Here is a 13,619-nt window from a genome sequence, read left to right as displayed (position 1 = left end):
GTCGTTACCCTCCGGTAAGTTCGTTCCGGTGTACGGGTCCACCGTGCCCCCGCGCACCGTCGTACGTGTCTGCCGATACGAGGAAGGCGGTCAGCCCATGTCCTCACCGCACACCGCGGAAACGACCGGACCGGCCGCCCCGGCGGGCCTGGCCGACAGCGCCCGGGAACTGGCCGAGGGCACCACCACCTCGGTCGCCCAGGTGTCCGCCGCGCTGGACCGCATCCGGGCCGGCGAGCACCGCCTCAACGCCTTCCGCCAGGTCCGCGCCGAGGCCGCGCTCGCCGAGGCCGCCGAGGCCGACCGGCGGCTCGCGGCGGGGGAACGGCTGCCGCTGCTCGGGGTCCCGGTCGCGGTCAAGGACGACACCGACGTCCTCGGGATGCCCACCTACTTCGGCTGCGACGGCGACCTGCCCGCCGCGACCGCCGACAGCGAGGCGGTCCGCAGACTGCGGGCGGCCGGGGCCGTCATCGTCGGCAAGACCAACTCCTGCGAGCTCGGCCAGTGGCCGTTCACCGAGGGCCACGCCTTCGGCGCCACCCGCAACCCCTGGCACACCGGCCACACCCCCGGCGGCTCCTCCGGGGGCTCCGCGGCGGCCGTCGCCGCCGGGTTCGTACCCGCCGCGCTCGGCTCGGACGGCGCGGGGTCCGTCCGTATCCCCGCGGCCTGGACCCACCTGGTCGGCATCAAGCCCCAGCGCGGCCGGATCTCCGTCCACCCGCACTCCGACGCCTTCCAGGGCCTGACCGTCAACGGCCCGCTCGCCCGGACCGTCGCCGACGCCGCCCTGCTGCTGGACGCCGTCGCGGGATCCCACCCCGACGACCCGCACCGCCCGCCGCCCGTCGCCGCCTCGGCCGCCGCCCGGCGTGAACCCGGCCGGCTGCGCATCGCCCTCGCCTGGCGCCCCCCGCTCACCCTCACCGGCTCCGCACCCCACCCCGAGGTGCGCCGGGCCGTCCTCGACCTGGCCCAGGCCCTCGCCCGCCTCGGCCACGACGTCGAGGCCGCCCGGCCCCGGTACGGGCTGATCGGCCTCGGCTTCGTCCCCCGCGCCACCGCCGGGATCGCCGAACTCGCCGCCCGCCACCCCGCGCCCGCCCTCCTCGACCCGCGCACCCGCAGCGCCCTGCGCACCGGCACCCGGCTCGGCGGCCGGGTCGTCCGGGCGGCCCGGCGGCGCGAAGTCCACCAGCACCGCAGGATCGGCGCCTTCTTCCGCCGCCCCGGAAGCGACGGCCCCGGCTACGACGTCCTGCTCACCCCCACGACCGCCCTGCCCCCGCCCCCGATCGGCAGGTTCGACGGGCTGAGCGCCTGGCGCACCGACCTGGCGATGGCCGAGACCTGCCCGTACGCCTGGCCCTGGAACGTGCTGGGCTGGCCGGGCGTCAACGTGCCGGCCGGGTTCACCTCCGCCGGGCTGCCGGTCGGGGCACAGCTGCTCGGCCCCTCCCGCAGCGAGGAACGGCTCATCTCCCTCGCGGCCCAGCTGGAGGCCGACCGCCGCTGGTACGAGCACCGGCCCCCGGCCGCGTAGGGACCGGCCGGGGCCCCGCCGGCCGCCGTCTTGTTCGCGCCCCGGTGCGTGAGGCGCGACCATGGACAGGGAACGGAGGGATGGTGGCCGGCATGGCGTGTCCAGGTCCGCAGCCGGAGCCCGGCGCCGGGCCCGCCTACGACACGGCGAGCGACGCCACCGCGGTGGTCGCCGGGAACGGCACGGTCGTCGGCTGGACGCGGAGCGCCCAGGACCTCCTCGGGTACCGCGCCCCCGAAGTGGTCGGGCGGTCCGGCGGAGCCCTTCTCGCCATGGCCGAGGACCCCGTCCGGGTGGCCGGGATCGCCGAACGCTGCCGTGCGGGTGTGGGCTGGCGGGGCATCGCCGACGTGCGGCGGCGCGACGGCGGCCGGATCGAGCTGGACCTCCGGGTCTCGGCCTCCTTCCACATGGACGGCCGGGAGTGCTTCCTGGTCTCCGGGCGCGAGCGGCGGCCGGAGCGGATCGTCGGGCAGTCGGTGCTGGACGCCTTCCTGGCCGGATCGCCCATCGGCATGGCGGTGCTGGGCCCGGACCTGCGCTACGTCTGGATGAACGACACCCTGGAGCGTTTCAGCGGCGTACCGCGCGAGCACCGTGTGGGCCGCACGCTCGGCGAGGTCCTCCCGGGGCTGGAAGCGGATTCCATCGAGACCCTGATGCGCGGCGTGCTGGACACCGGCATCCCCGTCATCGACTACGAGTACCTGGGCTGGACCTGGGCCGATCCGCGCCGCGAACGCGCCTACTCCACCTCGTACCTGCCGCTGACCGACGGCGACGGGCGGGTCACCGGCCTCTGCTACATGGTGCTGGACGTCACCGACCGATGGAACGCCCAGCAGCGGCTGGCCCTGGTCAACGACGCCGGCGCCAGCATCGGCTCCACCCTCGACGTGATGCGCACCGCCCAGGAACTGGCCGACTTCGCGGTACCGCGCTTCGCCGACCTCGTCCTCGTCGACCTGCTGGAACCGGTGGTCAGCCCCGACGACCCCGGCACCTGGCCCACGGGCGTCGGCCTGTCCGGCCCGGAACTCGCCCGCACCGCCACCACCCCCGCCACCACCTCCGCCTCCGGCTCCGGGTGCCCGAGGATGCGGCGGGCCGGGATGCGCTCCGTACGCGAGGGCTGCCCGGAGGCCGTCAGCCGGATCGGCGAGCCGGTGGACTTCCTGCCCCCGCCCCACGGCCTGCGCTTCCTCGCCGAGGGCGAACCCGTACTGATCCCCGTGCTCGACCCCGACGACCACGCCTGGGCGGCCGACCAGCCCGCCCGCGCGGCGAGCATCCGCGCGCACGGACTCCACTCCCTGATCTGCGTGCCGATGCGGGCCCGGGACACGGTGCTCGGACTGACCACCTTCATCCGGTCGGACACCCCCGCCCCCTTCGAGCCGGACGACGTCCTGCCCGCCCGCGAGATGGTGGCGCGGGCCGCCGTCTGCGTCGACAACGCCCGCCGCTACACCCAGGAACACACCTCCGCGCTGACCCTCCAACGCAGTCTGCTCCCGCACACCCTGCCCGGCGGAACGGCCCTGGACGTGGCCTCCGCCTACCTTCCGGCGGACGCCAAGGACGGCGTCGGGGGCGACTGGTTCGACGTGATCCCGCTGTCCGGGGCCCGGGTCGCCCTGGTCGTCGGCGACGTCGTCGGCCACGGCATCGGCGCGGCCGCCACCATGGGCCGGCTGCGCACCGCGGTCCACACCCTCGCCGACATGGACCTGCCGCCCGACGAGCTCCTCGCCCACCTCGACGACCTCGTGCTCCGCCTGAGCGACGAGGAACCCGGTGGCGACGGACACGGCGGCCCCCCGGTGCTCGGCGCCACCTGCCTGTACGCCGTGTACGACCCGGTCACCCAGAGCTGCACCATGGCACGGGCCGGCCACCCGCCACCCGTGGTCGTCGCCCCCGACGGACGCGTCAGCTTCCCCGAACTGCCCGCCGGGCCCCCGCTCGGCCTGGGCACGATGCCGTTCGAGACGGCCCGGACCACCCTCCCCGAGGGCAGCCTGATCGGCCTCTACACGGACGGGCTCATCGAGGGCCGGGACCGGGACGCGGAGCTCGGCATGGCCCGCCTCGGCGGCGCCCTCGCCCAGCGTGGCCTCTCCCTGGACGCGCTCTGCGCCCGGGTCGTGGAGCAGCTCGTCCCGGTCCCGCAGCCCGACGACGTCGCCCTGCTCCTCGCCCGTACCCACGAGCTGAGCCCCGACCACGTCGCCTCGTGGGAGATCCCCACCGATCCGGCCGCCGTCGCCGGGGCCCGCGCCGAGGCCGCCCGGCAGCTGAGCGACTGGGACCTGGAGGAGCTGGCGATGACGACCGAACTGATCGTCAGCGAGCTCGTCACCAACGCGGTGCGCCACGCCACGGGCCCGATCCGGCTCCGGCTGCTGCGCCAGTCCGTGCTGACCTGCGAGGTCTCCGACACCAGCAGCACCTCGCCCCGGCTCAGGCACGCCCGTACCACGGACGAGGGCGGCCGCGGCCTCTTCCTCGTCGCCCAGCTCACCCGCCGCTGGGGGACCCGCTACACACCCGACGGCAAGATCATCTGGACCGAGCAGGAGATCTCCGCCGGATAGCTCCGGTCCCTTCCGGGGCCGGTCCTCACGGCACCCGGGCGATCCACTCGTCGGTGGCGAACTTGGTCCGCACCAGCGTCTCGGCGCGGGCCATCTCCTCCGCCGTGACCTCGCCGCCGGTCAGTCCGTAGCGGTTGCGGAAGGAGGCGATCATGTTCTCGATCACCTGCTCCCGGGCGAGGCCGGTCTGGCGGCGGAGCGGATCGACGCGCTTCTTGGCGCTCTTGGTGCCCTTGTCGGAGAGCTTCTCCTTGCCGATCCGCAGCACGTCGAGCATCTTGTCGGCGTCGATGTCGTACGACATCGTCACATGGTGCAGCACGGCCCCCGGTCCGCCGTCCGGGCCGACCATCCGCTTCTGGGCGGCGCCGGCGATCTTCCCGGCCTCGGTGGCGATGTCGTTCAGGGGCTGGTACCAGGCCCTGATGCCCATGTCGCCGAGCGCGCCGAGCACCCAGTCGTCGAGGTACGCGTAACTGTCGGCGAACGAGAGCCCGGAGACCAGGGCCTCCGGAACCGAGAGCGAGTACGTGATCGTGTTGCCGGGCTCCACGAACATCGCGCCGCCGCCGGAGACCCGCCGGACCACCGTGACCCCGTGCCGCTCGACGCCCCCGGGATCGACCTCGTTGCGCAGGGACTGGAAGCTGCCGATGATCACGGCGGGGGAGTCCCACTCCCAGACCCGGAGCGTCGGCGGGCGGCGCCCCGCGGCGACCTCGGTGGTGATGACCTCGTCGAGCGCCATGTGGAGCGCGGGCGACTGCGGGGGCTCGTGGATGAGCTGCCAGTCGTAGTCGCTCCACTCGGTCGCGTGGGCCAGCGCCCGCCGGACCGCGATGCCGACGCCCTCCGCGGTCAGCCCGAGCATGACGGCCGATTCGGGCAGCGCCGCCGTGATCCGGGCCGCCAGCCCCGTGGCGTCCGTCGAGGCGGGCGCCCCCTCCAGGGCGCCGTCGATCGCGAGGATCGCCTCGTCGGGCTCCAGGAAGAAGTCCCCGGCGACGCGCACCTCGCGCAGTACGCCGTCCTCGACCTCCAGGTCCACGACGACGAGCTTGCCGCCGGGCACCTTGTACTCGCCATGCACGGTTCCGTTCCCTTCCCGTGCGCGGCGTGGCCCCTGAACCTGTTGCTCCGACACGGGACGATCGCGCACGTGCTTCGCTCAGCACTGTAATGGGGCGACCACCGGGCCCGTCACGCGACGGCGGACGGCGGGCCGGCCACCCCCGGTCGCGGGCGACGTCGCGGTAGTGGGCCGGGGGCGTCCGGTCGGGGAAGCCACCGGCCTCGTCGATCACGTCCCTGCGGAGGGCGACGACCCCGTCGTCATCCCCGCGCCGGCCCCGCGAGCCGCTCCCGGGCGGCGGCCTGGATCGGGGAGGGGCCGATCGCCCATTGGAAGACGCGGCCGACGGCTGCCGCCAGGGGGCGGTCCCAGGCGGTGCGGACGAGGGCGGGGCGGCGGATGCCGAGTTCGGCGCGGGCCCAGTCGGGGAGGAGGCCGACCGAGGCGTTCATCAGCAGGTGCACGACCAGCCGCTCCCGCCGGGTGCGTCCGAAGCGGCGGAGGAACCGCACCGAGTCCAACGCGGCTTCGGTGGCGTGGAGTTCGGGGCGGAGGCGGGTCAGGTGGCGCTCGGCCTCCAGGGAGGTGAGCGGTACGTTCCGCGCGCCCAGCGCCTCGGCCATGGGGGCGGCCCGGCGGTAGTAGGCGTCGCGCTCGGCGGGGGTCAGCCGGAGCCGCCGGGGCGCGTACGTCTGGTGACCGGCGAGGAAGCTGTGCACCTCGGCGGTGTGCACCCAGGTCAGCAGGTCGGGGTCGTCCGCGCGGTACGGGCGGCCGTCCGGGGCGGTGCCGTGCACCCGGGTGTGGATCCGGCGGACGACGCCGATCACCTCGCGGGCGGCGGCCGAGGACCCGAAGGTGGTCGTGGTGATGAACCGTACGGTCCCGTTCAGCCGCCCCACCGGATCGGCGCGGAAGTCGGAGTGCTGGTCGACCCCCGCCATGGCCAGCGGGTGCAGCGACTGGAGCATGAGCGCGGCGAACCCACCGGTGAGCATCCCGGTGGCCTGCCCGTGCACCCGCCACACCGGATCCCCGGGGGTGATCCCGAACAGCCCGGGATCGCCGGGCGGCCCGGCGTACCGCTCCAGCTCGAGGTCCCCGCCGTGCATGGTCGCGGTGAGTTCCGCCCCGATCCGCTTCCGCAGTCCCACCAGCACAGCCAGCACCTCCAGGGCCCGTTCACCTCAGCCGAGGGTACCGACCCGCCCGCCGAGCACGGCCACCAGGACGAGCAGTCCGCAGAGGGGACGGGTGGCGAACGCCCGTCCGCGACTCCCGACGTCCGAGGGACCGGCCCGCCACGCCTGCCACCCCGACTGCCCCGCGACCACGCCCGGCCCGGGCCGGAGCCCCACGCTCCAGAACCCCAACACCGGCTGGGCGGCGACCCCCACCGCGAAACACCACACGGCCCCAACACTCCGGTGCCTCCAAGGGTTTGCCGCCTGATCCGTCGGTGGCGCACCATCAGTTCCCGGAGGTGTACGTGTACGGGAAGACGCATGTCATCCGCGCTTCGGGAAACCGGCGCAGTGTTCTTCCGCGGACATCGGAGGTCCGCGCCGTCACGCCCGCACGTCCGGGGCGGCCGACCCGTCCTACGCGATCAGGAGTCAGGAATCATCATGGCCTTACGCACCATGCTCGTCACCACTCTGCGCGCCCTGCTCGTCGCGGCGCTCGTCCCGCTCGCGCTGGTCACCGGAGCCGCGTCCGCGCAGGCGAACACGGCCCCGTCCGTGCAGGGGGTGACCATCCAGGGCGACAACAGCCAGGCGTCCGTCGACGGTGTCGACGGCGTGCGCGCCACCGGTGACGGGAAGGACTGCGCGTACCTGCGTGTGTGTCTGTACACCGGCCCGAACATGACGGGCACCCGGTTCGACCTGTACCAGTGCGGCGACTACCGGCTCGTCCAGTGGAACGGGGCCGGCTCGGTGTGGAACAACCAGACCACCGGCACGACCGCCGTCTTCATGAACCGGCAGTTCACCGTCATCGGTTCCGTCCGGGGCCGGGACTCCAACGGCACCATCTACGGGTACACCTCGTACGACTTCTCCCCCGTCTGGTACGTCCGCCCCTGCTGACACCATGACGGAAGGACGTGCGCCCCGGCCGCTCGCGGTCCGGGGCGCACGTCGTACGTCCTTCGTCCGGCCTGCCGGCATGTGATTCTTCCCCCGCCCGATTCCCGGAGAACGGATTCGGCTCTATTCCGACGGTCGCGCATGGAAAAGGCCGGAGATCCGAATGTTGTCGGTCAGCTCCCGCACGTATCGCCGTCGGACGGAAATCCCGCCCGCCGCATATCGCGGGGGCATACTCCGAAACGCCGCCGGAATGCCGTGCTGAGAGCGCTGGATGAGGAGAATCCAGAGGCGTGGGCCAGGTCGGTGATGGTCATGTGCCGGTACGCGGGTGTCCGCAGCCGGTTCTTCACCAGCCGCAGCCGCTCCTCCCGGATCAGCTCGCTCGGGGTCGTCCCGGCGTGCTGGAGGGCCAGCTGGACCTGGCGGAGCGACCAGCCCAGGGAACGCGCCACGGTGGCACCGTTCAGGCGCGGGTCGGCCACGTGCTCGCGGACGTACCGGCGGACCACCGTCTCCACCTCCGGCAGGCGGCCCGACGGGGTGGGCCGGTCGTCGCCCACGACGAGCAGGCACACCAGCTCGACCAGCCGCTCGGCCACCGCGTCGAACTCGCTGCTGGTCAGGGTGGCGCGTTCCTCGTGCAGGACGACCAGCATGTCGCCCACCACCCGGCCGAGCCCCGAGCCGAGACCGAGGCGCACGGCGAGCGGCGACGACCGGTTCAGGCGCCCGTTCACCTCCTGGGCGGGGATCGACAGGATGAACGCCCGCGCGGAGGCGTCCTGCGACAGCTCGAACGGTGTGCTGAACGTGAGAAGGCTCCCGGTCCCCGGTGCCAGCCGCAGCTCCCGCTCGTCCTGGCGCAGCACCATCTCCCCGGAGACCGGCAGCACCAGGCGGTAGTCCTCGTCCGGGTCGTGCCGCGTCTGACGCGCGGTCCGGGCGTACTCGATCGTCTCCGACCACCACTGGACGAGCTGGTAGGTGTCGGTGTGCTGGCGGACCGTTCCCGCGTGGAAATCGTCGGTGCGCGCATACCGATAGCTCATCCGGCTCTGATACGACGTCACATGGGCACCCCAGAATTCGGCGCGGTCACGTGATGTCACGTCCTGGGTAGTGCATGAACTCACCGTGTAGGTTCCCAAGGCCATCGAAGACACCTTTCACCCAGGTCTTCTCACCGTCTCACCGTGCGCGTACCCGCATCCGGTTCTCGCGCTCATGGCAAGAGTCCGTCCAAAGGCGCCGCAATAGCGTAGTGGACGACAGTGGGGCCGGGCAGTGTGCAAAGGGCGGCGCGTTCCGCACGGGTGTGCGCCGAATTCGCTCCGCTGCGCGCCGTGACAACTTTTCTACGCGCACGCGCAATTCCGGACGCGCGGCCGCGTCCTACGGTGGCCGCGGGGTCCGCTGCACGCGCGAGGGCGCGCCGGGTCCCGGACGACCGAGGAGCCCATCGGCCCCGCACTCCGCGCCGGACCCCCGAACACCCGAGGTACGAGCACTGACTGAGGACCGAGATGGCACATGACGAACTGATCCGGAATCCGCACGCGCGCGAGCGGCGCGCCACGTCCCGCGCCGCTCGTCCGGGCCCGGCGGGCCGCGGAGCCCGGGGGCTGACGGCGGCCGCGGTGGTCGCGTTCGCGGGAGTGGGAGTGTTCGGGGCCGGGTCCGCCGTCGCGGACCCGGCGGCGCCCGCACTCCGGTACACCTGCTCCCTCTCGAAGGAGGAACAGCGGCGGGGCGAGGTGAGGATCGACGCGGACGTCCCGGCGTCGGCCGTGGTCGGTGAGGCCACCCCGAAGTTCGTCATCCACGCGACGGTGCCGGTGAGCGCCGCCGACGCGAGCGAGCTGCGCAAGGCCCATGTCGAGGAGCTCTCGGGCACCGTCGACGTACGGGCCCGGGTCACGGCACCGGGCACCGGCGGCACCCCCGTGAGCGTACGGTTCCGGGTGGCCAGGACCAGCGTTCCGGCGTCCGGAGCGTTCGTGATCAAGGCGACCGGTGCCGCACCGACCCGCACCTTCGACAAGCCGGGCCGGGCGACGATCGCCGTCGGCGACCTCAAGGCCCATGTCAGCGCCCGCGTGGGTCCTTTGACCCTCGAGGTCGGTCTGCCGTGCAGCCTGGACCCCGGCCAGAACGACGTCGTGGCGTCGTTCGACATCGTCGGGAAGGGAGGGGCGACGACCGGACCGGCCCCGTCCGGTACGGCCGGCGCGAGCACCTCCGGTACCACCGGCGCGTCCCAGGGCCGGGAGAACGACGGGACGAAGCCGGACACGGCCGGGGAGAAGCCGTCCGGCCCCTCCGGCGCCATGGCCGAGACCGGTAGCCGGGGTACCGGGACCCTGATCCCGCTGGCGGTGGGGGCCGCCGCCCTGGGAGCCGTCGCCTGCGCGGCCGCGGCCCTCTTCCGCGTCCGCTCGCGCTCCAGGTGACGGAAGCGATGTCCGTCGCGATGCGGCAGCCGCGCCGGGGCTGGCTGGTGCTGACGGTGGTGACCGTGGGGGCGGCGGTCGCCGTGGCCGTACGGGCGGGGACCGGGGACGTGGACCCGGGCGGGCTGGTGCTCGGGGCGGCCGGCCTGGTACTGACGGCCGTGAGCCTCTATCAGGCGGGGGTGGCCCAGGCGGGCACGGACACCGACGCCGCCGCGCTCGCCGAGCGTCTCGCCGTCGTCATCAGGAAACACGAGGAGGAAGTCCACGCAGGGCTCCTCGGCAGCAGCACCGACACCATCGACCTGGAGTTCGGCTTCCTGCCCTCCCCGGCCCACCACGGGGCGGGGGCGGCGCCCCACGGCACACTGAAGGACGTCGCCGCCTACTACAGCGCGCTCCGGCCCGGCCGTCTCGTCGTCACCGGGGCTCCCGGAGCCGGCAAGACCGTCCTCGCCCTCCACCTCATGCTGCGCCTCCTCACCGACCGGAGGCCGGGCGACCCCGTCCCCGTACGGCTGTCGCTGTCCACCTTCGACCCGCACCGCGACAGCCTCACCACCTGGCTCGTCGACGAACTCGCCCGCGCCCACCGGCTGCGCCCCGCCTCGGCGGCCGCCCTCGTCGATGCCCGGCTGGTCCTTCCCGTGCTCGACGGGCTCGACGAGATGGACGCCAGCGGGACACCCGGGCGCGGCTCCCGCGCGGCCGCCGCCCTGAAGGCCATGAACGCCTACGTCCACGGCGTCGTCAAGGGACAGCTCATCCTCACCTGCCGCCACAGCGCCTACAACACCCTGGAGGCCGCGGGCCTCTGGGCGCGGGACGCCTCCCGGATCGACATCGCCCCCGTCGGCCTGGCCGCGACCGAGGCGTTCATCGCCGCCCGCGCCGAGGACCCGCGCCGCTGGACACCGGTCCTCGAAGCCCTCCGCGCCGAACCGGCGGGCCCGCTGGCCCAGGGACTGTCCACCCCCTGGCGGCTGACCATCGCCCTCGCGGTCCACGACGAGTCCGGCCCCGACGGCAACTGGGCCCACGACCCCCGGGAGCTGTGCGACCCCGCCCCGGAGACCCCGGAGCAGGTCCGGGACCGGCTGCTGCACCTGTTCATCCGCGACGCCCCCGCCACGGGCGGCCGGAAGACGCCCTACACCCCACGGCAGGTGGACACCTGGCTGACGACTCTCGCCCGCTACCTGCAGGCGAACAACGCCGGTACCGGCGAGGTGGCCGGCCGGCGCCTGTCCGGCACCGATCTCGTCCTCCATGAACTGTGGCCGCTCGCCGGGCCCCGCCGTACCCGTACCGTCCATGTCCTGCTGACCGTCGCGGTGTGGGCCGTCGCCGACGTGTCCGCCGCCCTGCTCGACGACTGGCGCGTGTACGTGATGAACGTGGCTCTCATGGTGCTGGGCGGCCTCCTCGTGGCGGCTCCTCCCTGGCCCGTCCCGTCCCGGCTGGAACGGGTGACCGTCGCAACCGGTACGGGAAGGCGCCAGCTCCTGAACGGGATCGCGGGCGGCCTCTTCTGGGGAGGGCTCGTCGTCGTGTTCGACATCGGTGATGTCGTCGGACTGACGATCGGGCTCGTGTACGGGGCGGTGCTGGGGCTCCTCGGCGGGGCGTTGGTCGGCTCGGGGCTGGCGGGCGTGCTCTCCGACCTGCCCGAGATCCGTACGGAACGGGGGAACACATCGCCCCGGGCCATGGTGAAGGACGACCTCGTGACCGGGATCGTGACCGGCCTCGTGGTCGGGATCGGGTTCATCCCGTTCTACTGGTACGCGCTGAGCCCGGTCCTCGCGCTCGGAGCGGTGCTCATCTACCTGGTGCTCTTCGGGCTCGGCGGCGGGCGTGCGCTCGCGCTCCTCTACAACCGGCTGTTCCGCTGCGGGTTCCGGGGGACGCTCGATCTGCTGTTCCGGCCCTGGCGGGTGTTCGGCCCGCTGCTCAGGACCGGCGCCGGTCCCGCCCTGGGAGCCGCGGGCACCCGCTACGTGGTCCTGCTGCTCTGCACGCGCGGCTGGTGGTCCGACCGGGTGCTGCCCTGGCGTCTGGGGCGCTTCCTCGACTGGTGCTGCGGTGCGGGGCTGATGCGTACCGCCGGGACCGCCTACCAGTTCCGCCACCGCGAGCTCCAGGAATTCCTCGCGCGCCGCTCCGACGGACCAGGGCCGGCGGGTGGCTCCGGCCCGTCGGGCGGTCCCGGCCCGTCAGGTGATTCCGCTTCCGGGTGAACGGCGACGCCCGGACGACGCGGCCGGTCGCCGGGCCCGATCGGCCCGGTGACCGGCCGCGCCGTGTCAGATGTGCGGTCCCCGGTCGGTCGCGGGGGTGGTGGGTTCGTTCCGGGCGACGGTCTCGCCCTGGATGACCCGGGGCGGGCCCTGCGCCGCCCCGGGGTCCTGCGGCTCCTTCATGGCCTTGGCCTCGGCCTTCAGGATGCGGGCCGACTTGCCCGCGGAACGGGCCAGTTCGGGGAGCTTCTTGGCGCCGAAAAGAAGGATGACCACGATCAGGACGACCGCGAGCTCACTGATGCCGAACATCAGTCGTCACCGTCCTCGTCGTCGCCCTCGAAGAAGTCCCCCACCTCGTCGACGACTTCGGCGGCGACCAGACCGCCGACGACTCCGACCGCGAGCCCGGCCGCGCCCACCGCGACGGCCGTGCCCAGGCCCGGACCGGAGCGGCGCTCCTCGTCGTGGTGGCCGTGGTGGCCGTGGTGACCGGCGTACGGGTCGCCGTGCCCGTACGCGGAGCCCTCCGCGTACACCGAGTGGTGCGCGGCCAGTTGCTGGAGCCACCCGTCGACCAGGGCGGTCCAGTCCTGGTGGTGGATGCCGTCGTGCGCGACGGTGAACCGGGTGAGCGCGTCGTGCCCGCCGCGCCGGTCGGCCTCCAGGACGACCTCCATGCCGCCCGCGGTGGCCAGGAAGGTCACCTCGATCTCCTTGAACGCGTACGCGTACTGCGGCGACGGGGACAGCTCGATCTCCTGGTAGAAGGGGAGCTGCTGACCCGTGCCGCCGATCCGGCCGGCCTCCAGGTCCGCGGACTTGAAGCCGAAGCCGAGCTGTCCGAACGCTTCGAGGATTGCCTCCTGCACCGGCAGCGGCCCCACTACGAGCTGATCGAGATCGCCCTTGTCCCTGGCCCCGGCGACCGAGAGTTCCGTGCGTACGCCGAGCACGATGCCGAGACCCTGCCCGTACAGCTCGGTGACGGGTGTCTCCCACGGCAGTGTCACCGTGAACGGCACGGTGCGCTGCTCGCCCCCGGCCAGCCGGAAGCCGCCGCCGACGGTGAACCGCTCGAAGGCCACGACGTGCTCGGCCTCGCCCTCCGCGTGCTCGGCCTCCACCCGGGCGACGAGTTCCAGCGTGATGTGCGTGATGTCGAAGTCGGCGTTGCCGCCCTCGAGGCGGACCTCACCGGACAGCGGGCCGCCGGGGACGGTCGCCCCGGGGGCGAGGACGGTGTCGACGGTGGGGCCGCCCACGCCGAGCGAGCCGAGCAGTCGTTTGAACACCATGGAGGCGTCCACTCCCTTATGTGCGTACGGGGGAGCCCGGGAACGCCGACGACGGCTCCCGTTCTCTACAAACGTGTAGAGCATAGGGCCGCCGAAGGGGCTTCTCCGGTCCATGGGTACCCGGGGAGCGGGAAAGTCCGAAAAGGATCGCTCAGGTGGTCCGAAGGACCGCTTGACGTGCGCGTTTTGCCGTGCTTTTACTGCGCTTTTGCTGTACGGAGTGGTACGGGAAACGGGTGCGGGGCCGTGCGGTGTGTACCGCGCGGCCCCGCACCCGTTCGCCGTCCCGGGGGATGTCAGCCCTTGCGGGCGTTGATCTC

The 13,619-nt window shown here is 73.4% G+C and carries 11 protein-coding genes; 5 read left to right on the top strand and 6 right to left on the bottom strand.

Annotated features, from left to right (window positions below):
- Positions 1–97 precede the first annotated feature (97 nt).
- Together ACWC97_RS08605 and ACWC97_RS08600 are read left to right on the top strand one after the other, a co-directional pair.
- On the top strand, positions 98–1,546 hold the full coding sequence (locus ACWC97_RS08605; protein WP_450648235.1) for an amidase: 1,449 nt from the start codon (positions 98–100) through the stop codon (positions 1,544–1,546).
- Positions 1,547–1,638: 92 nt separating this feature from the next.
- Positions 1,639–4,143, top strand: coding sequence for a SpoIIE family protein phosphatase (locus ACWC97_RS08600; RefSeq protein WP_450648233.1), 2,505 nt, complete (start codon positions 1,639–1,641; stop codon positions 4,141–4,143).
- A gap of 25 nt (positions 4,144–4,168) precedes the next feature.
- On the opposite strand, the gene ACWC97_RS08595 is transcribed toward ACWC97_RS08600, so the two are convergent.
- From ACWC97_RS08595 to ACWC97_RS08585, 3 genes are all read right to left on the bottom strand, one after another.
- Positions 4,169–5,233 (bottom strand): lipoate--protein ligase family protein, encoded by a 1,065-nt coding sequence (locus ACWC97_RS08595; RefSeq protein ID WP_352280497.1) that lies wholly within the window; start codon positions 5,231–5,233, stop codon positions 4,169–4,171.
- Between the two features lie 242 nt (positions 5,234–5,475).
- Positions 5,476–6,375, bottom strand: coding sequence for an oxygenase MpaB family protein (locus tag ACWC97_RS08590; RefSeq protein WP_450648231.1), 900 nt, complete (start codon positions 6,373–6,375; stop codon positions 5,476–5,478).
- 27 nt (positions 6,376–6,402) lie between these two features.
- Positions 6,403–6,612: a hypothetical protein gene (locus ACWC97_RS08585; protein WP_352280499.1), complete on the bottom strand. Its 210-nt coding sequence runs from the start codon at positions 6,610–6,612 to the stop codon at positions 6,403–6,405.
- Between the two features lie 231 nt (positions 6,613–6,843).
- On the opposite strand from ACWC97_RS08585, the gene ACWC97_RS08580 reads away from it, so the two are divergent.
- Positions 6,844–7,308: a peptidase inhibitor family I36 protein gene (locus ACWC97_RS08580; RefSeq protein WP_450648229.1), complete on the top strand. Its 465-nt coding sequence runs from the start codon at positions 6,844–6,846 to the stop codon at positions 7,306–7,308.
- A 173-nt stretch (positions 7,309–7,481) separates the two neighbouring features.
- On the opposite strand, the gene ACWC97_RS08575 is transcribed toward ACWC97_RS08580, so the two are convergent.
- Positions 7,482–8,360, bottom strand: a complete 879-nt coding sequence (locus ACWC97_RS08575) for an AraC-like ligand-binding domain-containing protein (RefSeq protein ID WP_450648227.1) — start codon at positions 8,358–8,360, stop codon at positions 7,482–7,484.
- A gap of 474 nt (positions 8,361–8,834) precedes the next feature.
- On the opposite strand from ACWC97_RS08575, the gene ACWC97_RS08570 reads away from it, so the two are divergent.
- Complete coding sequence (locus ACWC97_RS08570; RefSeq protein WP_352280502.1) at positions 8,835–9,761, top strand: DUF6801 domain-containing protein; 927 nt, start codon at positions 8,835–8,837, stop codon at positions 9,759–9,761.
- An 8-nt stretch (positions 9,762–9,769) separates the two neighbouring features.
- The gene (locus tag ACWC97_RS08565; RefSeq protein WP_450648225.1) at positions 9,770–12,001 is read left to right on the top strand and encodes an NACHT domain-containing protein; all 2,232 of its coding nucleotides are present in this window, start codon (positions 9,770–9,772) and stop codon (positions 11,999–12,001) included.
- A gap of 66 nt (positions 12,002–12,067) precedes the next feature.
- Here ACWC97_RS08565 and tatA read toward each other — a convergent pair whose 3' ends face one another.
- Together tatA and ACWC97_RS08555 are read right to left on the bottom strand one after the other, a co-directional pair.
- Positions 12,068–12,313 carry a twin-arginine translocase TatA/TatE family subunit gene (tatA, locus tag ACWC97_RS08560; RefSeq protein ID WP_352280504.1) on the bottom strand — a complete coding sequence of 82 codons (246 nt, stop codon included), beginning with the start codon at positions 12,311–12,313 and terminating at the stop codon, positions 12,068–12,070.
- The gene (locus tag ACWC97_RS08555) at positions 12,313–13,299 is read right to left on the bottom strand and encodes a sporulation protein (protein WP_450648223.1); all 987 of its coding nucleotides are present in this window, start codon (positions 13,297–13,299) and stop codon (positions 12,313–12,315) included. Before ACWC97_RS08555 ends, tatA begins: the two co-directional genes overlap by 1 nt.
- Between the last annotated feature and the right edge of the window lie 320 nt (positions 13,300–13,619).

The sequence above is a fragment of the Streptomyces sp. NPDC001108 genome (genome assembly GCF_053598535.1).
The sequence above is the reverse complement of the archived record's forward strand: the minus strand, read 5'-3'. Positions and strand labels throughout refer to the sequence as shown.

Bases quoted from the DNA above. Each gene is read 5' to 3' on its own strand.
- ACWC97_RS08605 (WP_450648235.1), top strand. From the start codon at position 98: ATGTCCTCACCGCACACCGCGGAAACGACCGGACCGGCCGCCCCGGCG.
- ACWC97_RS08600 (WP_450648233.1), top strand. From the start codon at position 1,639: ATGGCGTGTCCAGGTCCGCAGCCGGAGCCCGGCGCCGGGCCCGCCTAC.
- ACWC97_RS08580 (WP_450648229.1), top strand. From the start codon at position 6,844: ATGGCCTTACGCACCATGCTCGTCACCACTCTGCGCGCCCTGCTCGTC.
- ACWC97_RS08575 (WP_450648227.1), bottom strand. From the start codon at position 8,360: ATGAGCTATCGGTATGCGCGCACCGACGATTTCCACGCGGGAACGGTC.
- ACWC97_RS08570 (WP_352280502.1), top strand. From the start codon at position 8,835: ATGGCACATGACGAACTGATCCGGAATCCGCACGCGCGCGAGCGGCGC.
- ACWC97_RS08565 (WP_450648225.1), top strand. From the start codon at position 9,770: ATGTCCGTCGCGATGCGGCAGCCGCGCCGGGGCTGGCTGGTGCTGACG.
- tatA (WP_352280504.1), bottom strand. From the start codon at position 12,313: ATGTTCGGCATCAGTGAGCTCGCGGTCGTCCTGATCGTGGTCATCCTT.
- ACWC97_RS08555 (WP_450648223.1), bottom strand. From the start codon at position 13,299: ATGGTGTTCAAACGACTGCTCGGCTCGCTCGGCGTGGGCGGCCCCACC.